Source organism: uncultured Thiodictyon sp. (genome assembly GCA_903837595.1).
In the GTDB taxonomy this organism is placed as follows: Bacteria; Pseudomonadota; Gammaproteobacteria; order Chromatiales; family Chromatiaceae; genus Thiodictyon.
In genome coordinates this window covers 1-26,260 of the sequence record CAILVI010000095.1, presented here as the reverse complement: position 1 = coordinate 26,260, position 26,260 = coordinate 1, and the positions used below count along the sequence as shown (strand labels likewise).

Annotated in this window: 23 protein-coding genes; 12 read left to right on the top strand and 11 right to left on the bottom strand. The window is 64.5% G+C overall.

Annotation, left to right across the window (positions count from 1 at the left end; all coding sequences use genetic code 11):
- Positions 1-6: 6 nt before the first annotated feature.
- Genes QZY44_RS05215 through QZY44_RS05205 form a run of 3 tightly spaced genes read left to right on the top strand, consistent with a single transcriptional unit; the run spans position 7 to position 3,717 of the window.
- Positions 7-1,461: an ATP-binding protein gene (locus QZY44_RS05215; protein ID WP_295443211.1), complete on the top strand. Its 1,455-nt coding sequence runs from the start codon at positions 7-9 to the stop codon at positions 1,459-1,461.
- On the top strand, positions 1,451-1,909 hold the full coding sequence (locus QZY44_RS05210; protein ID WP_295443208.1) for a response regulator: 459 nt from the start codon (positions 1,451-1,453) through the stop codon (positions 1,907-1,909). The genes QZY44_RS05215 and QZY44_RS05210 overlap by 11 nt, the downstream gene beginning before the upstream one ends.
- A complete protein-coding gene (locus tag QZY44_RS05205) occupies positions 1,906-3,717 on the top strand; it encodes an HD domain-containing phosphohydrolase (RefSeq protein ID WP_295443206.1) in 1,812 nt (603 codons plus the stop codon). Before QZY44_RS05210 ends, QZY44_RS05205 begins: the two co-directional genes overlap by 4 nt.
- Positions 3,718-3,825: 108 nt before the next feature.
- Here QZY44_RS05205 and QZY44_RS05200 read toward each other — a convergent pair whose 3' ends face one another.
- Positions 3,826-4,911 carry a cytochrome-c peroxidase gene (locus QZY44_RS05200; RefSeq protein WP_295443203.1) on the bottom strand — a complete coding sequence of 362 codons (1,086 nt, stop codon included), beginning with the start codon at positions 4,909-4,911 and terminating at the stop codon, positions 3,826-3,828.
- A 269-nt stretch (positions 4,912-5,180) separates the two neighbouring features.
- Between QZY44_RS05200 and QZY44_RS05195 the strand changes: the two genes are divergently transcribed.
- Both QZY44_RS05195 and QZY44_RS05190 read left to right on the top strand, forming a co-directional pair.
- On the top strand, positions 5,181-6,674 hold the full coding sequence (locus tag QZY44_RS05195; protein WP_295443200.1) for an ATP-binding protein: 1,494 nt from the start codon (positions 5,181-5,183) through the stop codon (positions 6,672-6,674).
- Between the two features lie 9 nt (positions 6,675-6,683).
- Positions 6,684-7,385, top strand: a complete 702-nt coding sequence (locus tag QZY44_RS05190) for a response regulator (protein WP_295443197.1) — start codon at positions 6,684-6,686, stop codon at positions 7,383-7,385.
- A 49-nt stretch (positions 7,386-7,434) separates the two neighbouring features.
- Here the strand turns inward: QZY44_RS05190 and QZY44_RS05185 are convergent, their stop codons facing one another.
- The 3 genes from QZY44_RS05185 to QZY44_RS05175 all read right to left on the bottom strand — a co-directional run bounded on the left by QZY44_RS05185 (position 7,435) and on the right by QZY44_RS05175 (position 8,544).
- On the bottom strand, positions 7,435-7,860 hold the full coding sequence (locus QZY44_RS05185; RefSeq protein WP_295443194.1) for a hypothetical protein: 426 nt from the start codon (positions 7,858-7,860) through the stop codon (positions 7,435-7,437).
- A 67-nt stretch (positions 7,861-7,927) separates the two neighbouring features.
- Positions 7,928-8,167, bottom strand: a complete 240-nt coding sequence (locus QZY44_RS05180; protein ID WP_295443191.1) for a hypothetical protein — start codon at positions 8,165-8,167, stop codon at positions 7,928-7,930.
- On the bottom strand, positions 8,143-8,544 hold the full coding sequence (locus QZY44_RS05175; RefSeq protein ID WP_295443188.1) for a hypothetical protein: 402 nt from the start codon (positions 8,542-8,544) through the stop codon (positions 8,143-8,145). The genes QZY44_RS05180 and QZY44_RS05175 overlap by 25 nt, the downstream gene beginning before the upstream one ends.
- Before the next feature lie 521 nt (positions 8,545-9,065).
- On the opposite strand from QZY44_RS05175, the gene egtB reads away from it, so the two are divergent.
- Both egtB and egtD read left to right on the top strand, forming a co-directional pair.
- On the top strand, positions 9,066-10,328 hold the full coding sequence (egtB, locus tag QZY44_RS05170) for an ergothioneine biosynthesis protein EgtB (protein WP_295443185.1): 1,263 nt from the start codon (positions 9,066-9,068) through the stop codon (positions 10,326-10,328).
- A 15-nt stretch (positions 10,329-10,343) separates the two neighbouring features.
- On the top strand, positions 10,344-11,303 hold the full coding sequence (egtD, locus tag QZY44_RS05165; RefSeq protein WP_295443182.1) for an L-histidine N(alpha)-methyltransferase: 960 nt from the start codon (positions 10,344-10,346) through the stop codon (positions 11,301-11,303).
- Between the two features lie 252 nt (positions 11,304-11,555).
- Here egtD and QZY44_RS05160 read toward each other — a convergent pair whose 3' ends face one another.
- From QZY44_RS05160 to QZY44_RS05145, 4 genes are all read right to left on the bottom strand, one after another.
- On the bottom strand, positions 11,556-11,888 hold the full coding sequence (locus tag QZY44_RS05160) for a chaperone modulator CbpM (RefSeq protein ID WP_295443179.1): 333 nt from the start codon (positions 11,886-11,888) through the stop codon (positions 11,556-11,558).
- A 4-nt stretch (positions 11,889-11,892) separates the two neighbouring features.
- On the bottom strand, positions 11,893-12,828 hold the full coding sequence (locus QZY44_RS05155) for a DnaJ C-terminal domain-containing protein (protein ID WP_295443177.1): 936 nt from the start codon (positions 12,826-12,828) through the stop codon (positions 11,893-11,895).
- A 230-nt stretch (positions 12,829-13,058) separates the two neighbouring features.
- A complete protein-coding gene (locus tag QZY44_RS05150) occupies positions 13,059-14,576 on the bottom strand; it encodes an AAA family ATPase (RefSeq protein ID WP_295443174.1) in 1,518 nt (505 codons plus the stop codon).
- 62 nt (positions 14,577-14,638) lie between these two features.
- Entirely contained in the window at positions 14,639-15,865 is a 1,227-nt protein-coding gene (locus QZY44_RS05145) for a pyridoxal phosphate-dependent aminotransferase (RefSeq protein WP_295443171.1), read from the bottom strand.
- A 216-nt stretch (positions 15,866-16,081) separates the two neighbouring features.
- On the opposite strand from QZY44_RS05145, the gene QZY44_RS05140 reads away from it, so the two are divergent.
- Positions 16,082-16,753, top strand: a complete 672-nt coding sequence (locus tag QZY44_RS05140) for a PspA/IM30 family protein (RefSeq protein ID WP_295443168.1) — start codon at positions 16,082-16,084, stop codon at positions 16,751-16,753.
- A 78-nt stretch (positions 16,754-16,831) separates the two neighbouring features.
- On the opposite strand, the gene QZY44_RS05135 is transcribed toward QZY44_RS05140, so the two are convergent.
- On the bottom strand, positions 16,832-17,404 hold the full coding sequence (locus QZY44_RS05135; protein WP_295443165.1) for a Uma2 family endonuclease: 573 nt from the start codon (positions 17,402-17,404) through the stop codon (positions 16,832-16,834).
- Positions 17,405-17,455: 51 nt separating this feature from the next.
- Between QZY44_RS05135 and QZY44_RS05130 the strand changes: the two genes are divergently transcribed.
- From QZY44_RS05130 to QZY44_RS05115, 4 genes are all read left to right on the top strand, one after another.
- Positions 17,456-17,596: a hypothetical protein gene (locus QZY44_RS05130; protein WP_295443162.1), complete on the top strand. Its 141-nt coding sequence runs from the start codon at positions 17,456-17,458 to the stop codon at positions 17,594-17,596.
- A 412-nt stretch (positions 17,597-18,008) separates the two neighbouring features.
- Positions 18,009-20,543 carry a DEAD/DEAH box helicase family protein gene (locus tag QZY44_RS05125; RefSeq protein WP_295443159.1) on the top strand — a complete coding sequence of 845 codons (2,535 nt, stop codon included), beginning with the start codon at positions 18,009-18,011 and terminating at the stop codon, positions 20,541-20,543.
- Positions 20,544-20,710: 167 nt separating this feature from the next.
- Entirely contained in the window at positions 20,711-23,236 is a 2,526-nt protein-coding gene (locus QZY44_RS05120; RefSeq protein ID WP_295443156.1) for an N-6 DNA methylase, read from the top strand.
- Between the two features lie 3 nt (positions 23,237-23,239).
- The gene (locus QZY44_RS05115; protein ID WP_295443153.1) at positions 23,240-23,497 is read left to right on the top strand and encodes a hypothetical protein; all 258 of its coding nucleotides are present in this window, start codon (positions 23,240-23,242) and stop codon (positions 23,495-23,497) included.
- Positions 23,498-24,225: 728 nt separating this feature from the next.
- Here the strand turns inward: QZY44_RS05115 and QZY44_RS05110 are convergent.
- A complete protein-coding gene (locus QZY44_RS05110) occupies positions 24,226-25,143 on the bottom strand; it encodes a DUF1186 domain-containing protein (protein WP_295443151.1) in 918 nt (305 codons plus the stop codon).
- A 54-nt stretch (positions 25,144-25,197) separates the two neighbouring features.
- Positions 25,198-26,058 (bottom strand): transglutaminase family protein, encoded by an 861-nt coding sequence (locus tag QZY44_RS05105; protein ID WP_295443148.1) that lies wholly within the window; start codon positions 26,056-26,058, stop codon positions 25,198-25,200.
- Positions 26,059-26,260: the final 202 nt, after the last annotated feature.

Genomic DNA, 26,260 nt, shown 5'->3' with positions numbered 1-26,260 from the left:
TGTAACATGTCCATCAAGACGCAATTGCGCGTTGCTGCCTGGTTGCCCGCACTCTTTGGGCTCGTCATCGGCGCGGGACTCTGGGTGTCCTGGCAGGGTGTGGACCGGGCGCGGGCGCGGGCGGAGCAGGCCGAGTTGAGCGTCCGCACTATCTCTGAGTTGAACGCCTTGACTCAGGAGTTCCTGCTCTACGGCGGGTCCCGTGTCGCCGGCCAATTGGCTAAACAGCAGGCGATTCTGGCCGCGAGCCTGGCCGCTGCGCGGTTCACCGCCCCCGAACAACGGGCATTATTGGAATCCATCCGGCAAGGCCAGGGCGACCTTGGGCGACTACTCAGACTCTTGCTTCAAGGGACGGCCGTCAGCCGCGATCAGCTCGCGGGCGCCTTGCTGGTCAAGGTCCAGGACCTGCGTTTCAAGGCGCGTCAGCTCGCCAGCCGCGAGCACTTGGAGGTGGTACAGATCCAGCGGCGGATCGATAACCTGGTGCTGGTCGCGCTCACGGTCTTGACCTTGCTCAGCGTCACCCTGTTGACCTGGCTCAGTCGGCGCCTGATCCACGGGCTGGAGCGGCTGGGGGCCGCGATGCACCGGGTGGAGGGCGGCAACCTCGCCTATCAGGTGACGGTCGAGAGCGGGGACGAACTCGGCCGGCTGGCCGCGGCCTTCAACGCCATGACCGGCCGCTTACGTGACTCCAAGACACTGGTGGAAGAACGCACCGCGGCACTCAGCCGGCGCACCGCCGAGTTGGAGACCGCCAACGCGGACCTGGAGGCCTTCAGTTATTCGGTGTCGCACGACCTGCGCGCCCCGTTGCGCGCGATCGACGGTTTCGCGGCGATCCTGCGCGAGGATTATGCCCCCCGGCTGGATGCGGAAGGGGTGCGACTGCTGGGCGTAGTCAGCGACAATGCCCGCCGGATGGCGCAACTGATCGACGATATCCTGGCGCTGTCGCGCGCCGGTCGCCAGACCTTGCGGCTGATTGAGCTCGATATGAACGCGCTGGTGCAGGAGGTCTGGCAGGGGTTGGAGCCGCAGCGGACCGGACGGGCGGTGGACCTGCACCTGGCCGAGTTGCCGCCCGCCTGGGGCGACCCGGGTGCGGTGCGTCAGGTCTGGCAGAACCTGCTGGGCAATGCGCTGAAATTCAGCCGGGACCGCCAACCCGCGGTGATCGAGGTTAGCGGGCGACCGGAGGCGGGTGAGACAGTCCCCGGGACGATCTTCTATCGTGTCGCCGACAACGGCGCCGGTTTCGACCCGGCCTATGCCGGCAAACTGTTTGGTCTGTTCCAGCGCCTCCACGGGATGGATGAATTCGAGGGCACCGGGGTGGGGCTGGCCATCGTCAAACGCTATATCGAAAAACACGGTGGGCGGGTGACGGGGGAGGGGCGCCTGGGTGCCGGCGCCACCTTCTGCTTCAGCCTGCCGGGAGGCCCCAATGACGAATGATTTGCCGGTGGATATCCTGTTGGTGGAAGACAATCCAAATGATGCCGAGCTGGCATTGCGCGCACTGAGTAAGCACAATCTGGCCAACCGGGTGGAGTGGATCAAGGACGGTGCCGCAGCGCTGGATTTTCTCTTTCATCGCGGCGCCTGGGCCGGACGCGGCAATGGCGTTCCCCGCCTCGTCCTGTTGGATTTGCGGCTGCCCAAGGTGGACGGCATCGAGGTCCTGCAACAGATCCGCGCCTGCGAGGCCACGCGCGCCTTGCCGGTCGTTGTACTTACCTCGTCTAAGGAGGAACGCGACCTGGTCGCCACCTATCAGTTCGGCGTCAACAGCTTTGTGTCCAAGCCGGTGGCCTTCGACGAGTTTGCCCGGACCGTGGCGGACCTCGGCCTGTACTGGATGCTGATCAACCGGGTTCCGCCAGGGATCGGGACCCCATCATGACTGAGCCCTTGCGCCTCCTGTTGCTGGAGGATTCGCTCACCGATGCGGAACTGAACGAACGGGAACTGCATAAGGCGGGCCTGGTCTTCATTGCACGGCGCGTGGATAAGGAACCCACCCTGATCGCGGCCCTGGATGAGTTCCGGCCGGACCTGATCCTGGCCGACTATCACCTGCCCGGATTCGACGGCATGCGGGCACTAGCGATCTGTCGCGAGCGTGCGCCCACCATTCCCTTCATCTTCGTCTCCGGTACCATGGGTGAGGAACTGGCGGTGGCGAGCATGAAGGCGGGTGCCACCGATTACATCCTGAAAGACCGCCTGGCGCGCTTGCCCGCGGCGGTCAATCGCGCATTGGATGAGCGGCGGGCCATCACTGAGCATGAGCGGGCGCAGGGCGCGTTGCATGAGAGCGAGGATCGCTATCATCAGTTGTTCGAGACCATCGGCAGCGGGGTGGTCATCTATCGGCCCGATGCAGCGGGCGCAACCTTCACCATCCAATCGTTGAACCGGGCGGTGGAGCGCATTGAGGGTGTGTCCCGTCAGGATTTGCTGGGGCGCGACGTCGCGACAGTCTTTCCCGGGGTCGCTGCCATCGGTCTACTTGATGCGCTGCAGCGGGTCGCCCGCACCGGTGTGGCCGAGCGGCTGGCGCCGGCGCGCTATCAGGATGAGCGAATCAGCGGCTGGCGTGAGAACGCCGTTTATCGGTTGGGCAGCGGTGAGGTGGTGGCGGTCTATGATGACGTCACCGAGCGGGTGGAGCGGGAGGCGCGCATCCGTCGGCTGAATCGGACCCTGCGGACCATCTCGGTCTGCAATCAGGTCATGGTGCGGGCACGCGCCGAGGATGAGTTGCTCCAGGCGATCTGCCACGACTTGGTCGAGGTGGGTAACTATCTGGTGGTCTGGATCGCCTATCCGGACCCGGCCGGCCCCGCGGGGCAGCGCACCGTCGCCTGGTGGGGGGACGAGGCGGCCTTTCGTGACCGGTGCGAAAGGGGGCGGGATAGCGCCCAGACCGCGGTTCAACTCCCCCTGGTTCACGATCACGAGATGCTGGGGTCGCTGACGGTCGTCGCGGCGAGCCTCGACGGGTTCGATGGCGAGGAGATGACGCTCCTACAGGAACTAGCCGCGGACCTGGGGCACGGTATCGATGTCATGCGCACCGCGCTGGAGCGCAATCGCTACCTCAGTCAGTTGGGCCAGGCGATGCGGGGTACGGTCGCCGCGCTCGCGCGGACCGTGGAGATCCGTGACCCCTATACCTCCGGTCATCAATTGCGGGTGGCGACCCTGGCGGTGGCCATCGCCCGGGCCATGGGGCTGTCCGAGTCAATGATCGAAGGGCTTTATCTCGGGGGCCTGATCCACGATATTGGCAAGATCGCGGTGCCGGCGGAGATCCTGACCAAGCCCAGCCGCCTGACCCCCATTGAGTATCAGTTGATCCAGCAACATGCACTGACCGGCGGCCAGATCGTCGCCGGGATCGAATTCCCTTGGCCCCTGGCCGAGATGATCGTCCAGCACCACGAGCGGATCGACGGCTCGGGCTATCCCCATGGGCTGCGCGGTGAGGCGATGCTGCTGGAGTCGCGCATCCTGGCCGTCGCCGACGTGGTCGAGGCGATGTCCTCGCACCGGCCCTACCGCGCCGCCTTGGGTATGGAGGTGGCCTTGGCGGAGATCGAGCGGGGCAAGGGCACCCAGTATGACCAGCAGGTTGTTGACGCCTGCGTCCAGGTGATCCGCGTCAGCGGGATGCAGCTTCCCGAGCCGGCGGCCTTTCCGGGGTGAGCTTTGGTGACATGCGTCGCGGCCGGGGGGCCGCTCCTACCCGGGTAGGAGCGGCCCCCCGGCCGCGACGGGCAACACCTAAAGTCCCGACAAACGGCGGCGCAACGCTCAGGGCTTGGGCTTGGGTGTGTCCTTGGTCTCGACCGGCAGGATTGGAACCATCACCTGCGGCTGCTGGCCAGTGAGCGCGGTCAGGAAGATGGCGATCTGCTTGGCGTCATGGCCCGACAGCTCTTTGCCGAGTTGGGCATTGGACATGATGCCCACCGCCTCCTCCAGGTCCCAGACCTGACCGGAATGGAAGTAGGGGGCGGTCAGTGCGATGTTGCGCAGCGGGCCGGCGCGGAAGACGTACTCATCGGTCGCGGTCTTGGTCACGGCAAAACGGCCCTTGTCGCCGAGGGGCAGGATGTCGGCGCCCGGCTTCTTGATCAGACCGAAGGGGAAATAGGCCTGGCCGCCGACGTTCACCCCGGTGTGACAGGCAGTACAGCCCTTGCCGATAAAGAGCGCCAATCCCTCCTTCTGCTCGCTGGTCATGGCCGCGTCGTCGCCCTCCAGCCAGGTGTCGAAGGGCGCGGACGGGGTGACCAGGGTCGCCTCGAAGGCCTCGATCGCCTTGGCCATGTTGTCGAAGGTGACCGGATCGGTCTCGCCGGGGAAGGCGCGACGGAAGCGCTCCACATACTCCGGCATGCTCTTTAGGGTCGCCACCACGGCCTCGGGCTTGTTGTTCATCTCCGGGCCGGCCTGGATCGGACCCTTCGCCTGGGCCTTGAGGTCCGCGGCACGGCCGTCCCAGAATTGGGCGGTGTTGTAGACGGCGTTCAAGACGGTCGGGGCGTTGCGTGGGCCCTTCTGCCAGCCATGACCGACCGAGGTCGATTGGTTGTCGTCGCCGCCTATACTCAAGTTGTGACAGGTGGCGCAGCTGATCAGGCCGCTGGCCGACAGGCGTGGTTCGAAGAACAGCATGGCACCCAGGTCGATCTTCTCGTGGGTCATCGGGTTATTGGTGACCTTGCCGGCGCCGTAGGGCAGGGCCTGAAGCCCGGCAGACTTGGCCTTGTCGCGCAGGGCGGCATCGTCGGTCGGGGCCGGCGCGGCGGCCGGACCAGCGGCAAGGACCGGGCCGGCGGTGAGGCCACTGACCAGAATGGCGGAGCAAGCGATTGCGATGAGGCGCAGCTTCATGGTGACTCCCGAAAGGGTAGTAGGTGATGCGAAGAGGCGTGTGATGGTTGATGGGATGGTGCTTGGTGTCGCCGAAGTCGGCGCACACAGGTTAGTCCTTTGTCGGGAAAAGGTAAATGCCAATACCTGCGTGGGGGAAGTGGGTTGGTGCCGGCGGCTGGACGCGGCGCCGTCGACCGTTCCTTCCATTTTTGTTGCACCCGACGGGTGCATCCTCTGTGGTACCCGTTCACGCCTGACACTGACCCCGGCGGCTGCCCGCCAGACCCATGGCCCTGTCCATCCGCGCCAAACTCTTCCTGACCCTGCTGCTGGCCTGCCTGCTGGTGGTGATCGGCACCCATGCCTTCGTGCGCTGGTCGCTGCAACAGGGGCTCATCGAGCTGGCGGACGCCCGCGAGGGCGAACGCATCGCGGAGATCGCTGAGCGGCTGACCATGGTCTATGCCCAGGACGGCGGCTGGGAGGCGCTGCGCACCGACCCGCGTCGCTGGGTCGCGATCCTCATCGGGCACGAGCTCGGGCGCGACGCGGTGTTGGGTCGCGAGCCGGGACCTGGCGGGGCGGCCGAAGGTCCCCGCCGCAACCGCCCGCCGCCCTGGGTGCGCCACGCCCTGGCAGAGCCCGGGGTCTGGCCGCCCCGCTCTGCCCTGGATCACCTGCGCGAGCGCGAGCGGCCGCCCCCGATTGAGCTGCGCCTCATGCTGCTCGATGCCGCCGGGGTCGTCATCTATGGCCAGTCGGATCGGCTGGCCGGGGCCAGGCGCCGCCCTCTGGAATTGGATGGGCACCCGATCGGCAGCCTCGCCATCCTGCCCGGCCCGCCCCTGACCGACCTGCCGGAGATTGAGTTCCAGTCTCGCCAGGGCAGCCGGCTGTGGATCATCGCGCTCGGTATGTTGCTGGTCTCCGCCGCCCTGGCCTCCCCCCTGTCGCGCTGGTTGGTACGGCCGGTGCGCCGCATCCAGGAGGCGACGCGGCGGCTCGCCGCCGGTGACTTCAGTGCCCGGGTGACGGTGCAGGGCCGCGACGAGCTCGCCCGCCTGGGGCGCAACCTCAATGCACTGGCCGCGACCCTGGAGGGTAACGAACAGGCGCGCCGCCGGTGGGTGGCTGACATCGCCCACGAGTTGCGCACCCCCATCTCACTCCTGCGGGCGGAACTGGAGGCCATGCAGGACGGGGTGCGGCCATTGAACCGGGCCGGTGTGGACGCGCTGCACGCCGATGTGCTGCGCCTGGGCCGTCTGGTGGGGGACCTGCACGAGTTGTCAGTCACCGACCTGGGGGCACTGAGCTACCGCATGGTCGAGACCGATCTGCGCGAGCTGCTGGCGGCTGACCTGGACGCCTTCCGCCCCCGTTTCGTGGCCGCCGGACTGCGCCTGGAACTGGACGACCGGGCACCGGGGCCGGTGATCCTCAGCGCCGACCTCGATCGCCTCTCCCAGGCCATCCGCAACCTCCTGGGAAATAGCCTAAAATATACCGATGCCGGCGGGGGGCTGACCGTCCGTTTGGACGCTGCGCCCGGTCAGGTCACGCTCGATTTCCAGGACACCGCCCCCGGCTGCCCGCCCGAATCACTGCCGCGGCTCTTCGATCGGCTCTACCGGGTGGAGGGGTCGCGCAGTCGCCAAACCGGCGGGGCGGGCCTGGGGCTGGCCATCGTCAAGAACGTGATCGAGGCCCACGGGGGGGCTATCCGTGCCGCCGCCGCCCCCGCCGGCGGACTGTGGATCCATATTGAGCTGCCTACCTGAGTGATGCCCATGAATAGCCCACAGCTGATCCTGATCGTCGAGGACGAGGAGCGTCTGGCCACCCTGGTGGCGGACTATCTCAAGGCCGCGGGCTTCGCCGTCCACCTGTGCTTTGAGGGGCTGGGGGTTCTGGACTGGGTGCGTGCCCAGGCGCCGGACCTGATCATTCTGGACCTGATGCTGCCCGGCAAGGACGGGCTCACCCTGTGCAGTGAGATCCGTGCCGAGAGTCAGGTCCCGATCATCATGACCACCGCCCGGGTGGAGGAGATCGATCGCCTGCTCGGGTTGGGGCTGGGCGCCGATGACTATGTGTGCAAGCCCTACAGTCCGCGGGAGTTGGTGGCGCGGGTCAAGGCGGTGTTGCGACGCAGTTCCGGGGCGGCGCCCGGCGCCGGGACCACGTCTGACCCGGTCGCCGCGGACCCCCTGACCCTGGACCCGGACCGCCTGCGGGTGCGCGCCGCGGGTCGGGAGATCGAGCTGACCGCGGTTGAATTCGCCCTGCTGGCGACCCTGCACCAGGCCCCGGGTCGGATCTTCTCGCGCGAGCGGCTGATGGAGCGGATTTATCGGGACCACCGGGTGGTCTCAGACCGCACCATCGACAGCCATGTGAAGAAGCTGCGCCGTCGGCTGCAAGAGCTGCTGCCGCAGCAGGAGCTGGTGCATTCGGTCTATGGGGTCGGCTATCGCTACGAGGATCGCTAGCGAGCGCGCGGTCCCCGCGCGCGCTCGCTTATCCAGTGTTGGGATTGAATCACTGCCCAAGAATCGCCCGCCAACCTCCGCGACTAGGCAGTAACAGGTCCAAATTGTTGGGGATGAGGTTGACAGCGGCGGCATAGGGGGAGAATTTGCCGCCGGCGGTGATGAAGCCGCCGCCGACATAGAGGTGGCTGCCGAACACCGCCAGAGCGCTGACCCCGTTGTTCACGCCGCTGCCGAGGGCCGACCAGGCGCTGCCGTCCCATTTGGCGATGTCATTGGCCGGGCTGCCGCCGGCGGTGGTGAAGTTGCCACCGACATAGAGGTCGCTGCCGGATACCGCCAGCGCGTTCACAGTGCTATCCAGGCCGCTGCCGAGGGCCGACCAGGCGCTGCCGCTCCATTTGGCGATCCGGTTGGCCGCGTTGCCGCCGGCGCTGGTGATCCAGCCGCCGACATAGAGGTCGCTGCCGGACACCGCCAGGGCGTTGACATAATGAGCCCCGGAGCCGTTACCCAGGCCGCTGCCGAGGGCCGACCAGGCGCTACCGTCCCACTTGGCCAGCGGCGTCGGTGATGTGTAGCCGGTGGTAGCTCAGTTGGCGCCCGCCCGGCAGGGTCAGTGCGACCCCCGCGGGTGCGGCACTGGCGGTCGCGCCCTCCAGGGCCAGCGTGAGGGTCAGCGGCTCCTTCCCGGCGGGTGCCTGCTCCACCACGAAGTCCTGGCGCAGTCCATCGCCGGAGGCGGTCAGGATCTCCGTCAGCGGCCCGCGCTCGAGGACCACGGCCGGCCCGCGCAGGCTGACGGTGCCGGCAGGCAGGGACACGGGCGCCCCCCTTTGCCGAGGTGCGTGGGCGTCAGCCGGAAGCGGCCCCCGCCCTCGCTGGCCGAGGTCGATTCAACGGTCAGGCCCGCCGGGTCGAGCTCGCCCCGCAGGGCCTGGAGGGGGGCGGCGAGGGTCGCCTGGTCGCCGGTCAGGACCGGCGCCGGCGCGGGCTGCTGGGCATCGGCGCGCTGGCCGAGCTCCGCCAGGGGGATGGGGGCGGCCGTCGCGGCCTCCGCCGCACCGACGTGGGCATCCGCCGCGAGGGCGATGCCGCACCACGCCACGAGGGCCAGCAGGGTCAACGACCGCAACCGGGACAGGGTAACCGACTTCATTGGGACGCTCCTCATTCTATTCGTGTGGGGAAGGCACACGCGGGGGAACTCAAGGGCGCGGTCTGTCTACGCGGGATTGGCCGGTCGGGCCGGGCCAGGATCATCCGCGTGGCAGGTTACGCTCTCGCGAGGGGATTGTTTCCCCATGGAGGGGACGGTGGACGACCGCTGGTGGGTGCGGCGGGGAACGGGCCGTGGTCGATGAGGCGTAAACCGGGCATCTGAGCGGCTCCGCAGGGGTGGTGAGGGGGTATTTAAATAGTGAATATAGGCGATAATACCTGCGCTTGGCAAGCGGTATGCCCGACCGCCCGCGCGGCCTGTCCGCCCCCCTGATCCTGGCGCTGAGCGGCCTTCCGTCTGCACGCCCGGTCTGTCATGTCAGCTATTAGGAGGCATGAGGGCCATGGCGAAATCTCGGCGCGGTCTCGCTTGCTCAGCCCGTTGACTGACGGTTGGTGGGGGCGGATACTCTGGCGAACGATTGGGTGTGTTTTTCACCATCATCAGCGAGAGGTCCGATGGCTGCTACCCCGCTAACTGCTGAATGGTCGCTACGCCAGAGGTATCTGGCCACGCGGCAGGTGAGCGAGTCACTGTGCTCGCCCTTGCTGATCGAGGACTACCAGACCCAGTCCTGCCCCGAGGCCAGTCCACCGAAATGGCATCTGGCCCATGTGACCTGGTTCTTCGAGACCTTTCTGCTCAAACCGTACCACGACGGCTATTGCACGCAATTTCCTGGTTTTGACAGACTGTTCAATTCGTATTACGAGTCGATCGGCAAATTCCATCCCAGAGAGCAGCGTGGTCATCTGGCGCGGCCGGCGGTGGAGGAGGTGTATCGCTACCGCCGCGCGGTGGATCACGCGATGGAGGCGCTGTGCGACCGGCTTGAGCGCACCCCGGATGACCACGTATTGTCATTCATCGAACTGGGCATCCACCATGAGCAGCAGCATCAGGAGTTGCTGTGCATGGACATCAAGGCCAATTTCTCGGTCAACCCGCTCAAGCCGGTGTATCGCGGCGACCTGCCGCGCCGCCAGGTCGCCGCGACGGCCCCGGTGCAATGGCATGAGCAGGCGGGCGATCTGTACGAGATCGGTCATGCCGGCCCGGGCTTTGGCTACGACAACGAGTGCCCCCGTCATCGCGTCTATCTGCCGCCGTACCGTGTCGCCAATCGTCTGGTGACCAATGCCGAATACCTTGAATTCATCGCCGCCGGCGGTTATGGCCAGGCGGGTCTGTGGCTGTCCGATGGCTGGGCACACAGCCGTCGCCATGACTGGCGACACCCACTGTATTGGGAGCGTGACGAGGCGGACGGCTGGCTGGAGATGACGCTGGGCGGTTGGCGTGCGCTCGACTTGCACGCGCCGGTCTGTCACGTCAGCTACTATGAGGCCGAGGCCTTCGCCCGCTGGGCCGGACAGCGTCTGCCCACTGAGGCAGAACTGGAGGTCGTGCTCGCGCAGAAGCCGTTGTGCGGCAATTTCTTCGATCAGGGATTCCTGCACCCGCAGCCGGCCGCCCCCGACGGGCAGTGGTTTGGCGACCTGTGGACCTGGACCGGATCGGCCTATCTGCCATATCCGGGTTTCCGGCCGCTGGCGGGGTCTGCCGGGGAATATAACGGCAAGTTCATGTGCAATCAGATGGTGCTGCGCGGCGGCAGCTGTGCGACTTCACAGAATCATATGCGGGCCAGCTATCGCAATTTCTTCTATCCCCATGAGCGCTGGCCCTTCTGCGGTATCCGTCTGGCCGCGGACCTGTGACCCGGGAGTCGCATGATGAACCTGCAATTTCACGACTACCATCCGCAATCCGATGACCTGCGCCAGTGTGTCATGACGGGGTTCGCCGGGTCACCCAAACAGCTGCCGCCGAAGTTCTTCTACGACGAGGAGGGGTCGCGGTTATTTGCGCAGATCTGCGAGCAGCCTGAATACTATGTCCCGGCGGTTGAGCGCAGCATCTTTGAAACCCATGCCGCGGACATCATGCGCAGTCTGGCGCTCGACGGCCGCACCCTGATCGAACCCGGGGCGGGCTGCGGCCGTAAGGTGCGGTTTCTGCTCGATCGTGCATCTGCCGCGATGTATGTGCCGATGGACATCTCCGCTGAGCATCTGCGCAGTTCGGCGCAGCGCCTGGCAGCCGATTATCCTCATCTGCCGATCCACGCGGTCTGCGTCGATCACACCCAGCCTTTCACGCTGCCGGACGAGATACCGGTTGCTGGCCGCATCTTCTTTTATCCCGGCTCCAGCCTCGGCAACTTCTCCCCGGTGGAGGCGATCGGGTTTCTCTCGGACCTGCGCAACAAGGCCGGTGCCCAGGGACGTTTGCTGATCGGTATCGATACCAAGAAGTCGGTGGAGGTACTCAATCGCGCGTATAACGACGCGGCCGGGGTGACGGCCGCGTTCAATCTGAACCTGCTGCGCCGGATTCGGCAAGAGCTCGCGGCTGAAGTGCAGCTGGACGGCTTCAGCCACCATGCGTTCTATAACGAGCCACGCGGGCGTATCGAGATGCACCTGGTCAGCCGCCGCGACCAGTGTGTGCGAGTCGCTGACCGCCGATTCGAGTTCAAGGCGGGGGAGTCCATCCACACCGAAAACTCCTATAAGTATTCGCCGCAGGAGTTCCAGGAGCTGGCCTGGGAAGCCGGTTGGGACAGCGACAAGGTCTGGCTCGATCCGCTGCACTATTTCAGCGTCCATCTGCTGAAAGCGCGCAAGGGTTAGTAGGGCGTTCGATCGTGTCTTGCGACCAGCCAAGCCCCGAAGGGGCACGACATATCAGCCCAGGGCAACGCCCTGGGATAGCATCGTGTTCAGCCTAGCCCTGAAAGGGCGTGACATACGGCCCTGCGTCGTTATGTCACGCCCTTTCAGGGCTAGGCTCCCTCAAATATACCTTCATACCCAGGGCGTTGCCCTGGGCTGGTATGTTCGACCCCGTTGGGGTCGACAAGCAACATCGGGTGGAACCGGGTACTAGCTCAGCCCCCCAAGCTGGTGCTCCAGGGCGTGGATGCGTCTGCGCAGGGCCTCCAGCTCATCGAGCAGGTCCAGCGCCAGGGCGGTGCCGGACAGGTTGAGTTCCAGGTCGTGGCGCAGTCTTAGCGCCCGGCGGGCGCGTTGCACCGCCACCCCGTCGAAGCGCCACTCCCCCGGCGCGGCCCCGGCCTGCGGTCGCAGCAGGCCCTCGCCCACCATGAGTTGCAGGGTGCGGCCGCTCGAGCCGCACAGTTGGGTCAGTTCCGCGAGGGTAACGACCAGGCCTTCGTCCAGGACGATCCCTTCGATGCGTGTCTCGCTCTGTAGCATGGTCTCAGACCCCCAGGTCCGCTCGCGGGTTGAAGTGTAACTGCTCCGCCATGTGTTCAAAGACCCGCCGCGCCTCCTCGGTCTTGGCGGGCGGTACCACGATCTCCAGGACCACCATCTCGTCGCCCGCCGGCTCTCCCGGGAGCCCGCGCCCCTTCAGGCGCATCTTTTTGCCGGTCTGAGACCCGGCCGGGATCTTGAGATTCACCGCCCCGCCCAGGGTCGGCACCGGGATGGTCGCCCCCAGGGCGGCCTCCCAGGGGGCGATCGGCAGTCGCAACTGTACATCGCGCCCGTCTGCGGTGAAGTGCCGGTGGGGCTTGAGATCGACCTCAAGATACAGGTCGCCGGCCGGTCCGCCGTGTATACCCGGTCCGCCCTGGCCGCTCAAGCGGATCTGTCGGCCCTGGGTCACCCCCGCCGGGATGCGCACGTTGAGGGTGCGCTCGTGACTGATGGCGCGCCCGTCCGCGCCCATCTCCGGGACCTCCAGGCGCAGCTGGCGGGTGGCGCCATGGAAGGCGTCCTCCAGGTCGATCTGGATACGCACCGTCTGGTCTTGGCCGCGGCGCTTGCGCGGCGCGCCGCCCCCGGCCCCGCCGCCACGGTTGAACAGGCTTGAGAAGAAATCGCTGAAATCGGCCGCCTCGTCCGGGCTGAAGTTGAACCCCTGACGCGCCCCACCCGGGCCGCCCGGGGGCGGGCGGAAGTCCTGACCGGCCCGCCAGTTGTTGCCGAGCGCGTCATAGGCGGCGCGCTTCTCCGGGTCCTTGAGGACCTCCTGGGCCTCGTTGATCTCCTTGAAGCGGGCCTCGGCGTTCGGTTCTTTGCTCACGTCCGGGTGGAATTTGCGGGCCAGCTTGCGGTAGGCGCGCTTGATGTCGTCCGGGGTAGCATCCCGGGCCAGGCCCAGGGTCTTGTAGTAGTCCTTGTATTCCATAGGCGGCGTCTCGGAGCAGGATATCTGGGGTAGCGACAGCAGGGCTCGAATCGTTGTTCAATATGGGGATTCAAGGTCCAGGTTCCACCGGCCCGCCCCCGTCTCCCAATGATACGCCGCTAACGGCCATGGCGCCCGCACCACCCCGAACGATGAAAGTGGCGGGCGCCTTGGCCGTTCCCCCTCCCCCAATAGGGGAGGGGAAGTGGAGCGCGCTCCCGGCGCGACTTTCACGGTAACGCGGCCGCTGCCGACGCCATGGGCCCGTGGGCCGGCACGCAGCGCTCCCGCGCCCAGTCACGCAGTGCCTCGATCTGCTCGGCCATGACCACTGACAGCGGCTGGGTCCGCGCGAGTTCGGTGAGCAGTGCGTTGGTGTCCGGGGTGGCCCGGCCGGACGGTTGGGCGCTTGCGTCCACTGCATACAGGGCGGAGACCACTGCCTGCTCGATTCCGGCCCCGGTGAAGCCCTCGCTTGCCTGCGCCAGGCGCGGGAGGTCGAAGCCGGCCGGGTCCAGCCCGCGGTTGCGCAGGTGGATCGCGAAGACCTCGGCGCGGACGTCGGCGTCCGGCAGGTCGACAAAGAATAGCTCGTCGATCCGCCCCTTGCGGACCAGTTCAGGCGGCAGCCGGGTGATGTCATTGGCGGTGGCCACCAGAAAGACCCGGGTGTTGCGCTCCGCCATCCAGGTCAGCAGCGTGCCCAGAACCCGCCGCCCCACCCCCTCGTCCTCCGGGCCAATCGCGATGCCCTTTTCGATCTCGTCGATCCACAGGCAGCAGGGAGCCATCTGGTCGGCGCTGGCCAGCGCCTGGCGCAGGTTTTTCTCGGTCTCACCGATGTATTTGTCGTAGAGCGCGCCGCAGTCCAGGCGCAGGAGCGGCACCCCAAAACACCCGGCCACCGCCTTGGCGGCCAGGCTCTTGCCGCCGCCCTGCACGCCCAAGAGCAGGATGCCGCGCGGGTAATCTTTGGTCCTGGCAGGGTCGAGGAAGGGCTTGCGGCGCCGTTCCACCCACGCCTTGAGGTTGGCGAGCCCGGCCACGTCGGCAAAGGAGCGGGTGTCGTACTCGAAGCTGATCGTGCCCCCGGGGCTCAACAGCTCGTACTTGGCCCGCTTCACCTCCGCCACGTCCTCCACGGTGATGGCCCCGTCGTTGCGGATGGCGTTGCGGATCAGCCGGCGGGCGTCGGACTCGGTGATACCGAGCAGGTTCTGGGCGAGCTGGTCGATCGCCTCCCGCACGGCATGCACGCTGCCGGCGCCGCTCTGCTTCCAGGCGTGGGCCTCCTCGCGGATCAGTGCCAGGATGCGGTTGCGATCCGGCAGGTGCAGGTTGCACCGCACGCACAGGTGCCGCAACTCCGGCGGGACGGCGAGCGCATAACTCACGAGGACCAGGGTCCGCTGGTGTTCCTCATACCCCTGGGCGATCTCCTTGAGCAGTCGCACATGCAGCGGATTGTCCAGATACGGATGGAAGTCGAGCAGCAGATAGACCCCGGTCTGCGCCCCGGCGCGCAGATAGCGTAGGGCTTGGGTGGGGTCGGTGAGGCGCTGCTCGGGCTCTGGGTCGAACTCGATGCGCCGCAGACCATCGGTGACCGACCAGCGATAGGCCGGCTGCGCCAGGCGCAGCGCGAGCTGCGCAAACAGTGTCACCACCCGCGGCTCCTCGACCGACTCGATCAGGATGATCGGGGCCGCGGAGCGCAGCAGCAGTTCGAGGTCGTGCAGGTCGGGCATGGGCGATGGGTCGCGCGGTCTGGGGTGGGTCGATTCTAACTCCGCTCGACCTTGGGGCAGCATCAGCCGCCGTGCCGCTTGCGGTAACCATCGAGGAAGCGGGTGATCCGTCCCATGGCCTCTTGCAGGTCGTCGGTATTGGGCAGGAAGACGACGCGCAGATGGTCCGGGTGGGGCCAGTTGAAGCCGCTGCCCTGCACCAGCAGGACCTTTGCATCCAACAGCAGTTCCAGGATGAACTGCTGGTCATTGAGGATGGGGTAGACCTTGGGGTCCAGCCGGGGGAACAGGTACAGGGCCGCCTGGGGCTTGTGGCAGGTAACGCCGGGGATGGCGGTCAGCATCTCCCAGGCCAGATCGCGCTGCTTACACAGGCGTCCATGGGGCGCCACCAGATCGTCGATGCTCTGATAACCGCCCAACGCGGTCTGGATGGCGTATTGGGCCGGCACGTTGGCACACAGCCGCATGGAGGAGAGGATGTCCAGCCCCTCGATATAGTCGCGGGCGTGGCGCTTCTCGCCGGACACGATCGCCCAACCGGCGCGGTAGCCGCAGGCGCGGTAGTTCTTGGACAGCCCGTTGAAGGTCACGAACAGCACGTCGTCCGCCAGCGAGGCGATGGAGGTATGGGTGGCGCCGTCGTAGAGGACCTTGTCGTAGATCTCGTCCGCGTAGATGATCAACTGGTGGGTGCGGGCGATCTCCACGATCTCCAGCAGGAAGTCCACCGGGTAGAGTGCGCCGGTCGGATTGTTCGGGTTGATGATCACGATGGCGCGGGTGGCCGGGGTGATCTTGGCGCGGATGTCGTCCAGATCCGGCAGCCAGCCCGCACCCTCGTCACACAGATAGTGGCAGGGGGCACCGCCGGCCAGCGACACGGCGGCGGTCCACAGTGGGTAGTCCGGCGCCGGTACCAGCACCTCGTCGCCGGTGTCGAGCAGCGCCTGCATGGTCATCACGATCAGCTCGGAGACCCCGTTGCCGATATAGATATCACCCACCTGGACGCCGCGGATCTGCTTTTCCTGGGTGTAGTGCATCACTGCTTTGCGCGCGGCGAAGACCCCCTTGGATTCGGCATAGCCGCAGGCGTTGGGCAGGTTGTGGATGACGTCCCGCACGATCTCGTCCGGCGCCTCGAAGCCGAAGGCGGCCGGGTTGCCGATGTTCAGCTTGATGATATGGTGGCCCTCCTCCTCCATCTGGCTGGCGCGGGCCATCACCGGGCCGCGGATGTCGTAGCAGACATTGGCCAGTTTGGCGGACTTCAGGACGGGTTGCATGGCAGGTACTTCTCTGTTGGTGGGGAGGCGGCCCGGCGGACCGCCTCCTGGGGCGCGTGGTAAGCCGATCAAGGTACCCGATCCCGCCCCGGCCCTGCAAATCCCGCGTGAGCGTCGCGGCTGCCCCGTCCGGTGCCTGTTGGCAGCGGCCATGCGTCTGAACTAAAGTCAATGTCTCGACATTTCCTGTCTGTTCCCACTCGTTCGAGGTGCTCCATGGCCAGTATGTTCAAGCGTATCAGCGATGTCATTGCCGCGAATCTCAACGATCTGGTGGACCGGGTCGAGGACCCGGAACGCATGATCAAGCAACTCATCCGGGAGATGGAGGAGAACATCAACAGCGCCCGGGAGGGCGCGATCGATGCCCTCGCCAGTGAGAAGCTATTGGCCAAGGAACTCGAGAGCCAGCGTCGCCAGGCCGGCGAATGCCATGAACGCGCCCGCCGCGCGCTGGCCGCCGGCAACGAGGCCCTGGCGCGCGAGGCCCTGCTGCGCAAGAAGGAGCACGACGGGATCGTCGCCAACCTGCAACGATCCTGGGAGTCGGCCCGGGGGACCAGCGAGCGGATCAAGACCCAACTGCGCGCTCTGGAGGCGAAGCTCGCCGAGGCGTGGCTCAAGAAGGGCAGTCTGGTCGCCCGGCAACGGGCCTCGCAGGCGCTCGATCAGATGGATCAGGTCCGCGACCGGTTCCAGGTCGGACTGGATCTCGATCACACCTTCGGTCGTATGGCGGACAAGGTCGGCGAGATGGAGGCGCGGATGGAGGCACGCGCTGAACTCTCCGGCGAGTACAGCGAGAGTGAGCGGGAGTTTCTTAAGATGGAGGTGGACGCCGAGGTGGAGGCGGAATTGGCGGCGTTGCGACAGGAGGTCAAGGTCTAGGGCGACTTCCGGCAAGCCTGATACCCGTCATCGTCGAATAGGATGTAGGTGCGACTTCAGTCGCACCTACATTTGATGCTAAGTCGGTGCCCAGAGGTCATCCAGACTGATCGTTGCCGCCTCGAAGGGTGGGACCGCGACCCGCGCGCCGCCCGCGAAGCGCCCGATTTCGCGCCATGCCCCACCATCCAGCGCGTAGGCTTCCAGGGTGTGCGCACGCGGATCGATCAGCCAGGCGTAGGCGACCCCGAACTGGGCGTAGATGGGCATCTTGACGTCGCGATCCTTACTCTCCGTGGACGGCGACAGGACCTCACAGACCCAATCCGGCACCACGGTAAAGCGATGATCAGTGGGAATCAGCGGCAATCGGCTACAGCGCCAGCCCGCCAGGTCGGGGACATCGACCTCGGCGTTGTGGATGAAGTGAAGTTCCGGCTCGTCGATGATCCACCAGCCCCCGGGACCGTCCCGGCCCCGCTGGAAGGGCCCGATCAGGTCATATCCCAGCGATGACGCGGTGAAACCATGCGGGCCGCTGGGGCGCGGCTGGGCATAGAGTTGGCCGTTGAGGATCTCCCCGGTGAGTCCTTCGGGCAGGGCCTCAAGCTGTTCGTACAAGGTCGGCCGCGGTTGTGGACACGCACTCATGGTCGGCTCCTCATGTGTTTGCATTGGAACGCTAGCCCCTGATGGGCGGCAATGTCAACCTACTTGACCGGTAGCATCTGCCGGTGCGCTTTTCAGATCGCCGAGCGGCGGGTTCATGAAAGCGTCGGGCCCGCCGGTGAGGAGCGCAAGCAAGCCGAGCGGGAGTTGGCGGACGTTGGGCAGACGGTCTAGGAATGGGGGAGGAAGCGTAGTCCGATTGCCCCTGCCGCAAAGATCTGGCAGTGCCTTTCCGCAGTGCCATAGGCGGACGCGGAGCGTCCGCATGGCATTCCCACGCTGGAGCGTGGGAACGAGAAGATGGCGAGCTTTTTTCGTGGTACGTCCCCTACTTTCCCACTATCTTCCCAAGCAGGTTTTTGGCGGATCGGCCTGAGCGGGGCTGGGCCATCGGGTGCGGGGGAGCTAACAACGAGCTACTTTCGTGGTATGTCACTGATTTAAATTACTATGTCCCCCAGGCTGGGCAGCAAGGCTTGCAACAGGTCTATGATCAGGTGAGACTCACACCCAAGGCGAGTGGTTTCAACGCCGACGCGCCTCGGCTAGCACACCCATCGACAACCACCAAAGGAGACGGACCGCAGTGCCCCCCAAGGAAGCAACAGCGCGCATCAAAATCAACAAGCTGCTTGAAGCCGCCGGCTGGCGCTTCTTTGCGGAAGGTGGCCGGCCCGCCAACATTCGCCTTGAACCCTGCGTGACGATCAAGGCGTCCGACCTGGACGCCCTTGGCGACAACTTCGAAAAGGCCACCAAGGGTTTTATCGACTTTCTGCTGCTGAATCCCTTGGGGTTCCCGCTGATCGTTCTGGAGGCCAAGGCCGAGGACAAGAATCCCCTGAGCGCCAAGGAGCAAACCCGCAAATACGCCAAGTCTCTGAACTGCCGGTTTGTCATCCTCTCCAACGGCAACCTGCACTATTTTTGGGACCTCGAACGGGGCAACCCTTACGTCATTACGTCCTTCCCCACCCCCGACTCTGTCATTGGTTACCAGAAGGTAAGGCCCAACCCGCAGCGCCTCATTGATGAACCGGTGGCTGAGGACTACATCGTGCTGACGCAGCGCCCGACCTATCGGTCCGAGGCAGCCTGGCTCAACGAGTCGGAGCGCTCCGACTACATCAAAGTCAATAAGCTCCGCTTCCTGCGGCTGTACCAGCTCAAAGCGGTCCATGTTCTGCAACGAGCCGTCAGCGAGGGCCTGGATCGCTTTCTGTTCGAGATGGCGACCGGCACCGGCAAGACGCTGACTGCCGCCGCGGTGATCAAGCTCTTCTTGCGCACCGGCAACGCCCAACGGGTACTTTTTCTGGTGGATCGGCTCGAACTGGAGGATCAAGCCAAGAAGGCATTCTCGGCACTGCTATCCGCCGACTTTCACACCGTCATCTACAAGGACAGCCGCGACGACTGGCGGCGCGCAGAGATCGTTGTCACCACGGTACAGTCGCTCCTCTTCAACAACAAGTACCAGCGGCTCTTCTCGCCGACCGACTTCGACCTGGTGATCTCCGACGAAGCGCACCGCTCCATCGGGGGGAATGCCCGCGCCGTCTTCGACTATTTCATCGGCTACAAACTGGGCCTGACCGCCACCCCCCGCGACTACCTCAAACGGTTCGACAGCACCAATCCGACCACACGCGACCCGCGCGAAGCCGAGCGCCGCCTGCTGCTCGATACCTATCGGACCTTTGGCTGCGAAAACAGCCAACCGACGTATCGCTACTCCCTGCTCGACGGCGTGAAAGAAGGCTTTCTGGTCAACCCGACGGTGGTCGATGCCCGCACCGACATAACCACCGAGCTGCTTTCCGAAGAAGGCTTTGTGGTCTCCGTTACGGACGACACGGGCGATGACCAGCAAGAGTCATATAAGCAGCGTCAGTTCGAAAAGCGCTTCTTCTCCGACGCCACCAACCAGCTTTTCTGCAAGACCTTCTTGGAGAATGCCTTGCGCGATCCGGTCAGTCGCGAAATCGGCAAGTCGATCATCTTTGCGGTCAGCCAGAACCACGCTGCCAAATTGACCCAGATCCTCAATCAGATGGCAGACCGCCTATTTCCCGGCAAGTACCAGTCGGACTTTGCCGTCCAAGTGACTTCGCAGATTCCTGATGCCCAGCAGTTCACCATCAATTTCACGAACAACAGCCTGCTTGGCTCGGGTAACTTCGTACCTGCTTACAAATCCAGTAAGGCACGGGTGTGCGTGACCGTCGGTATGATGACCACGGGCTACGATTGTCCCGACATCCTCAATCTCGGCCTGTTCCGCCCCATCTTCTCGCCCACTGACTTCATTCAGATCAAGGGACGCGGCACGCGCAAGCACAATTTTCTCGATCAACTCTTCGACGAGAGCGTCAAAGACGGCGTGTTGCAACCCGAGAAGACCGCCTTCAAGCTCTTTGACTTCTTTGCCAACTGCGAGTATTTCGAGACCGAGTTCAATTACGACGAGGTGCTGAAACTCCCGCGTCCCCAAGGCATGGGGTGTGAAGGCGGCACTGGCCCAGTCGCTGTCGGCGGCACCTATGAGCACCTGGGCGGTGACATCATCGCCTCGCTCCGGGTCGAGCAGATCACCGCCGAGGGCATGAAGATCGACCGCATGTTCTTCGAGAAATTCGAGGACAACATCCGCGAGAACCCCGCGATCGTGGCCGCCGTCGAAGCGGGCCAGTGGGACCAAGTCATTGACTACGTGAACCGCGAGGTCTTCGACAAGCCAGAGGAATACTACACCCTCGACAAACTGCGTAAGGCCGCCGCCGTCGACCGCCGCCTGACCCTGCGGGAGATCTTGGAGAAGGTCTTTGGTCTCATCCCCCGCTTCAAGTCCAGGGACGAACTGCTGGAGGAGGAGTTCGCCAAGTTCGTCGCCGACCGCAAGCCCGATGAGGCAGCGGCCATTCCGGCCATCAAGACCTTCTTCAAGGCCTATGCCACCAGCGGCCGTGTCCGCGACATCATCGACAGCCGCCAATTCACCGACCTGGCGACCAACCCGATGTTCTCGACCCGCGACTTCAAGGCCGTGCCGCCCAAATACCGTGCGCTCATCCCCGATTACATCAAGGACTACGTCTCCTTGAACCAGTTTGCCGCGTGAGAATCGACATGGATAACGGTTTGTTGATCAACTTCGGTAACCCAAAGCTGGAGTACAGGCGTTTCACGCGAAGTAAGGATTTTGAACATGGATGCACAGGATAAACAGGATGAAGATGAAAAGAGTTTATCCTGTCCATCCTCTTCATCCATGTATGTAAGATCCCCATGCTTGACACCGATACCAAACGCCGCATCGACACCGCTCGCGACATCCTCGTGGGCAAGGTGCCCGACCCCAAGAGCCAGGTCGAGCAGATCACCATCGCGCTGATCTACAAGTTCATGGACGACATGGACGCCGAGGCCGAGGAGCTGGGTGGCCGCCGCAAGTTCTTCGCTGGTGATTTTGCCCGCTACGGATGGGCCAAACTCATGCGCTCCGGTTTGGGTGGCCACGAGACCCTGAATCTCTACGCCGAGGCCATCGCCAAGATGCCGGAGAACCCTGGTATCCCGCCGCTCTTCCGCGAGATCTTCAAGAACGCCTACCTGCCCTATCGCGACCCGGAGACCCTGCGGGCGTTCCTGAAGATCATCGACGAATTCGAGTACGACCACAGCGAGCGCCTGGGCGACGCCTTCGAATATCTGCTTTCGGTGCTGGGCAGCCAGGGCGACGCCGGGCAGTTCCGCACCCCGCGCCACGTCATCGATTTTATCGTCGACGTCCTCGACCCGAAGAAGAACGAGACCGTACTCGATCCCGCATGCGGCACCGCCGGATTCCTGATCTCGTCGTGGAAGCACATTCTCAAGGCGAACACCGACGCGGACGGTAACAGCACCCTCACTCCCGACGAACGCGGGCGGCTCGCGCAGAACTTCAAGGGCTATGACATCTCGCCCGATATGGTGCGTCTGTCGCTGGTCAACCTTTACCTGCACGGTTTCACCGACCCGCACATCTTCGAATACGACACCCTGACCAGCCAGGAACGCTGGAACGATTACGCCGACGTCATTCTCGCCAACCCCCCCTTCATGTCGCCGAAGGGCGGTATCAAGCCGCACAAACGCTTCTCGGTGCAGAGCAAGCGCAGCGAGGTGCTGTTCGTGGACTACATGGCCGAGCACCTGACGCCCCAAGGCCGCGCCGGCATCATCGTGCCGGAGGGCATCATCTTCCAGAGCCAGACGGCCTACATCCAACTGCGCAAGATGCTGGTAGAGAACTTCCTGGTCGCCGTCGTCTCACTGCCGGCGGGGGTGTTCAATCCCTATTCCGGCGTCAAGACATCGATCCTGATCCTTGATCGGTCGCTGGCGAGGCGCGCCCATCACATTGCCTTCTTCAAGGTAGCTAATGACGGCTTCGGCCTCGGCGCCCAACGCCGTGCCATCGACCAGAACGATCTGCCGCGGGTGGCAGTGGCGCTAAAGGAGTGGTTTAACATCGATGGACAGGATGAAGAGGATAAGAAAGATTCATCCTGTACATCCTCTTCATCCATGTTAAATAGTTTGATCGCAGAGGGGCTCGGGCTGATCGTCTCCAAAGAGAAGATCGCTGCGAATGGTGACTATAACCTCAGCGGGGAGAGGTATCGGGATGGGGCGGCGACGCTGTCTGAATTTCCTCACGTTACGCTGAACGAAGTCTGCGAAATCAATCCTGAAACCGCGAGTCCTGCGGAGCTATATCCCAACGCTCACTTCAACTACATTGACATCTCTTGCGTTGAAAACAAGTCGGGCAAGTTCCTCGGCCCGAACAAGACTGCGACAGATGAAGCGCCAAGCCGCGCCCGCAGGTCGGTGAAACAGGGCGACGTCCTGATGTCTACGGTTCGTCCAAATCTGAAAGCCTTCGCCCTGCTGACCGACGTTCCCGAGAGGGCTGTTGCGTCAACTGGTTTCGCCGTGCTGCGAGCCAAACCTGATCGATTGCTTCCGGGCTTTCTCATCATTGTGTTGCGTGACGACAGGTCGGTCGATCAGATGGTTGGAATGGCTGGGAAGGGAGCCTACCCGAGTATCAATCAGACAGACGTTGAGTCGCTCCAGATCCCCCTGCCGCCGCTGGAGGTGCAGAAGGAGATCGTGGCGGAGATTGAGTGCTACCAGAAAGTCATCGACGGAGCCCGCGCCGTTCTCGACAACTACCGCCCCCACATCCAGATCCGCCCCGACTGGCCATTCGTGGAGCTCCGCACTGTCGCGCGACTCATAAACGGCCGTGCCTATAAACAAGACGAGCTTCTCAGCGAGGGACCGACTCCGGTCCTGCGTGTTGGAAACTTCTTTTCAAACCGAAACTGGTACTACTCCGATTTGGAGTTAGAGGCGGACAAGTACTGCAACGCAGGCGACCTTCTATATGCTTGGTCAGCTTCATTTGGGCCTCGGATCTGGGAAGGCCCACGCGCCATTTACCACTATCACATTTGGAAGATCGAAACGACCGAAGCAATCGAGAAGCGATTCCTTTTTCACCTTCTGGCGGCGGATTCCGAGACGATCAAGTCTGAAGGTAATGGAATTGCGATGATGCATGCGACCAAGGGCGGAATGGAGGTGCGAAAGTTTCCGCTTCCAGCCCTTGCGGTCCAGCAAGCCATCGTGGCCGAGATCGAGGCCGAGCAGGCGCTGGTCGACGCCAACCGCGAGTTGATCACCCGCTTCGAGAAGAAGATTCAGGCCACGCTGGCCCGCCTCTGGGGGGAGGATGAGCCGGCCCCGACGGAAGCGTGAGCCATGGAAGAAGCCATGGAACTGGGCGCCTATCTGCCACTCTCCTTCAAGAGCCCGAAGGAGCAGCAATATATGGCGTTCCTGTGGGGCGCCTTCGAGACCAACTACACCCACGGCAGGTACTCGCCATTGCCACTATCACACATGACGGAACCGCCTGCGGCTGGGTACGGCGGGTTATTGCTGGTGGGTTACACCACCGGCCCACATTGGACGTTTGCGGGGCTTGGAACCATGTTCGGATGTCCACCAGTCGCGTAGCCGACTCTGTTTGAAGGCGAGCAGGGCACGGGCGGCGTCGGATAGGCCTTCCGCAGAGGCCGCAGGGGACTCAGTGACGCCGGCGGGGGAGTTGCCGCCGTCCTCCGGGGACTCCGGGAAGCGCGGGTCCGTGGCCGGCTGATGCTCGGGGGACTCCGCGGAGTCTGGCAGGGAGGGGACGGAGTCCTCGGGGGAGTCCGCGGACGACTCGCGGAAGAGCATGAAAAATAATATAAAACAATATTTTGCATCATCCTTCGGCGAACCCCGACCCCAGGGGAGTCCGTCGATACCTCGGGGGACTCCGCGACGCCCTCGGGGGAGTCACGGAACTATCCAGGGTTTCAAAGTTGAGTCCCAGGGGAATCCAGGAGCAGCCCCGGGGAACTCGCGGAGATTCCGGGGTAGTGCGCCGGCATCCCCGGACTATCATTGAGTTGCGCAGGGGTGTCGGGGACTGTCTCGATGGACACCATGCCAAGTCCATTGCCTCGACCGCGGCGCCCGGTTCCACCCCGCGACGACCATCCGTTTAACCGCGAACGATGAGGCTTCGACCCGGCCACGGCCAAGCCCATCCTGAGCGGCACCGACAAGACCGACGGCGCGATAGAATTTCGCTTTCCGAAGCCATCGACCGGGCCTGATCTGTCGAGAGGACCGGCGGGCAGATGCCCGCAGGGCGATCCGCCACGCTGGCGCTGGCGGCTGGGGCTATTTCGCGCCGCTCAGCCCCCGCAGCATTTCTTGTACTTCTTGCCACTGCCGCAAGGACAAGGGTCGTTGCGGCCCACCTTCGTGGCTGCCCGCAACGGCACCTGACGGACAACCGGGTGCCGGTCGGGATTCGTAGGCTTAGGCTCCACCGGGGTCTGAAAACAGTACCAGCGCGCCAACTCGTCCGCCGGGTGTCCGGGCAGCCTGGCTCCGTGCGATGGCTCGTAAGGTTGTGGGTGGTTCCGGTGCTCCGCCATGACCTGCTCGAATCGCTCCGCACCCCCGGCAAACCAGGTGTCTACCAGCTCGAGCTCGAACGCTCGGCGGACCAGTGGGACCAGCGCTTGCGCGTCGATGGCGGCGGCGAGCCAGACTAGGGTAGCCCAGACCCAAGCGGTCGCGTCTGTGGGCGCTTCCCCGGCCTCCGCTTCGTCCAGCCAGCGCCGCGCAAATCGGCCCAGGCGATCCTGCAGCGCGTCGCGATCAAGCTCCCCGATGGCAAAGAGGACCTCCAGCGCACCGATGGCCGCGGTTCGGACGTACTCGTTGAGCGTGGGGTCTTCGATCAGGCGCTCGAGGCCGCGCGTGTCGCCGTGGCACACGGCAGCCAATTGGCCCTTGTAGCCCTCGGTCACCGTGTCGCCGATGGCGTCGAACAAGGTCTCGCCGGGCAAGGTACCCATCTGCACGAACAGCGGATAGGCCGCCGGCTCGCGGAAATAGGCCAGCAGGTAGAGCGCGAAGATGTGACGCCAATAGTCCTTGGTCGCGAAGGCCGGCTCGAACTCGGCGTCGAGCTGCCGGCGCAGTTCGTCGAGCAACAAGGGCGTGACCGTCTCGCGCTGCTCAACGGCCGCGATCAGTGCCGTCCGGGGGAACCGGCCGGGGCCGGCGGTGGCGAGTGCCTCGAAAATCTCGTTGGGGGTCATGTGGGTTCCTGAGGGTTGAAGCGGTTGTCCTGCCGGTCGTCGCGATACTGAAACTCAGGCCGGGAGCGCACTGACACATACCGCCACGCTCAGCGTTGGGTGCTGATCGGGCCGGCCCAGGTAGCTGCCCGCGACCGGCGGCACCGCCTCCGGGTGGCGTGCCACGGCTGCCGCAATGTGGTGATTGCCGGCGACCTCGCCGCTGGTGGGGTCGAAGCCCTTCCACCCGGCCCCGGGCAGGTAGACCTCGCCCCAGGCATGGGTGGCGGCGTTGCCGGCGTCGCTGTCCGGGGTGTGCAGATAGCCGCTGACGAAGCGGCTGGCCAGCCCCAGATGGCGGCATGCCTCCATGAAGAGGGCCGCAAAGTCGCGACAAGAACCGCTGTTGTACTCCAGCGTCTGTGCTGGTGACTGGACGCCAGGCTCCTCCCGCATCTGATACTGGAACCCGCCGGCAATGGCGCGGTTCATCTGGTCCAACAGCGCGAAGGTCTCCATGGGCTCCCGCAGGCCCAGGCCGTCCAGCCAGTCCTCTACGGCCGGCTGGTCGCTCGGGTAGACCACCTGCCGGAAGGGTGCGAGTTCGATCCCATCCTCCTGCGCATAGTCAAAGGGGAGGGTGACGGCAGAGTCGTCCAGCAGGAAATCGAAGGGGTTGTCCTCGTAGTGCTGGATCACCACGCGGCTCGCGATGTGCAGCCGATCGGCCGGCTCGGTGAAACTGACCAGCGCCACCGAATTGTCCAACACGTCGCGTTTCCATTGCACGGTATGGGCTGGAACGATCTCCAGGAGTGAGGATTCAATCCTGACGTTGTGGTTCTCCCGCGGGCGCAACAGCAACCGATGGGGTAGCAGCGAGACCGGGGTGGGGAACCGGTACTCGGTGACGTGGCTGATATTGATACGCCGCATGGGGAATCGCTCTTCAGTTGAATCAAACGCAAACCCGTAGGTTGGGGCGAGGAACGAACCCCAACAATGCGACGCCCGCGCCATTGCGTTGGGGTTCGTTCCTGACACTGGTGGCGAATTCCGCAGCCGGGCGAGGCGGATGCCGAGCCGACAACGCGGCGACGTTCGCCTACACTGGAGGGACCGGTTGTGCCCTGTTGTT

What these genes read in the sequence shown, in the direction of transcription:
- QZY44_RS05215 (WP_295443211.1), top strand. Translation starts at nt 7, where the DNA reads ATGTCCATCAAGACGCAATTGCGCGTTGCTGCCTGGTTGCCCGCACTC.
- QZY44_RS05210 (WP_295443208.1), top strand. Translation starts at nt 1,451, where the DNA reads ATGACGAATGATTTGCCGGTGGATATCCTGTTGGTGGAAGACAATCCA.
- QZY44_RS05205 (WP_295443206.1), top strand. Translation starts at nt 1,906, where the DNA reads ATGACTGAGCCCTTGCGCCTCCTGTTGCTGGAGGATTCGCTCACCGAT.
- QZY44_RS05200 (WP_295443203.1), bottom strand. Translation starts at nt 4,911, where the DNA reads ATGAAGCTGCGCCTCATCGCAATCGCTTGCTCCGCCATTCTGGTCAGT.
- QZY44_RS05195 (WP_295443200.1), top strand. Translation starts at nt 5,181, where the DNA reads ATGGCCCTGTCCATCCGCGCCAAACTCTTCCTGACCCTGCTGCTGGCC.
- QZY44_RS05190 (WP_295443197.1), top strand. Translation starts at nt 6,684, where the DNA reads ATGAATAGCCCACAGCTGATCCTGATCGTCGAGGACGAGGAGCGTCTG.
- QZY44_RS05175 (WP_295443188.1), bottom strand. Translation starts at nt 8,544, where the DNA reads ATGAAGTCGGTTACCCTGTCCCGGTTGCGGTCGTTGACCCTGCTGGCC.
- egtB (WP_295443185.1), top strand. Translation starts at nt 9,066, where the DNA reads ATGGCTGCTACCCCGCTAACTGCTGAATGGTCGCTACGCCAGAGGTAT.
- egtD (WP_295443182.1), top strand. Translation starts at nt 10,344, where the DNA reads ATGAACCTGCAATTTCACGACTACCATCCGCAATCCGATGACCTGCGC.
- QZY44_RS05160 (WP_295443179.1), bottom strand. Translation starts at nt 11,888, where the DNA reads ATGCTACAGAGCGAGACACGCATCGAAGGGATCGTCCTGGACGAAGGC.
- QZY44_RS05155 (WP_295443177.1), bottom strand. Translation starts at nt 12,828, where the DNA reads ATGGAATACAAGGACTACTACAAGACCCTGGGCCTGGCCCGGGATGCT.
- QZY44_RS05150 (WP_295443174.1), bottom strand. Translation starts at nt 14,576, where the DNA reads ATGCCCGACCTGCACGACCTCGAACTGCTGCTGCGCTCCGCGGCCCCG.
- QZY44_RS05145 (WP_295443171.1), bottom strand. Translation starts at nt 15,865, where the DNA reads ATGCAACCCGTCCTGAAGTCCGCCAAACTGGCCAATGTCTGCTACGAC.
- QZY44_RS05140 (WP_295443168.1), top strand. Translation starts at nt 16,082, where the DNA reads ATGGCCAGTATGTTCAAGCGTATCAGCGATGTCATTGCCGCGAATCTC.
- QZY44_RS05135 (WP_295443165.1), bottom strand. Translation starts at nt 17,404, where the DNA reads ATGAGTGCGTGTCCACAACCGCGGCCGACCTTGTACGAACAGCTTGAG.
- QZY44_RS05130 (WP_295443162.1), top strand. Translation starts at nt 17,456, where the DNA reads ATGTCAACCTACTTGACCGGTAGCATCTGCCGGTGCGCTTTTCAGATC.
- QZY44_RS05120 (WP_295443156.1), top strand. Translation starts at nt 20,711, where the DNA reads ATGCTTGACACCGATACCAAACGCCGCATCGACACCGCTCGCGACATC.
- QZY44_RS05115 (WP_295443153.1), top strand. Translation starts at nt 23,240, where the DNA reads ATGGAAGAAGCCATGGAACTGGGCGCCTATCTGCCACTCTCCTTCAAG.
- QZY44_RS05110 (WP_295443151.1), bottom strand. Translation starts at nt 25,143, where the DNA reads ATGACCCCCAACGAGATTTTCGAGGCACTCGCCACCGCCGGCCCCGGC.
- QZY44_RS05105 (WP_295443148.1), bottom strand. Translation starts at nt 26,058, where the DNA reads ATGCGGCGTATCAATATCAGCCACGTCACCGAGTACCGGTTCCCCACC.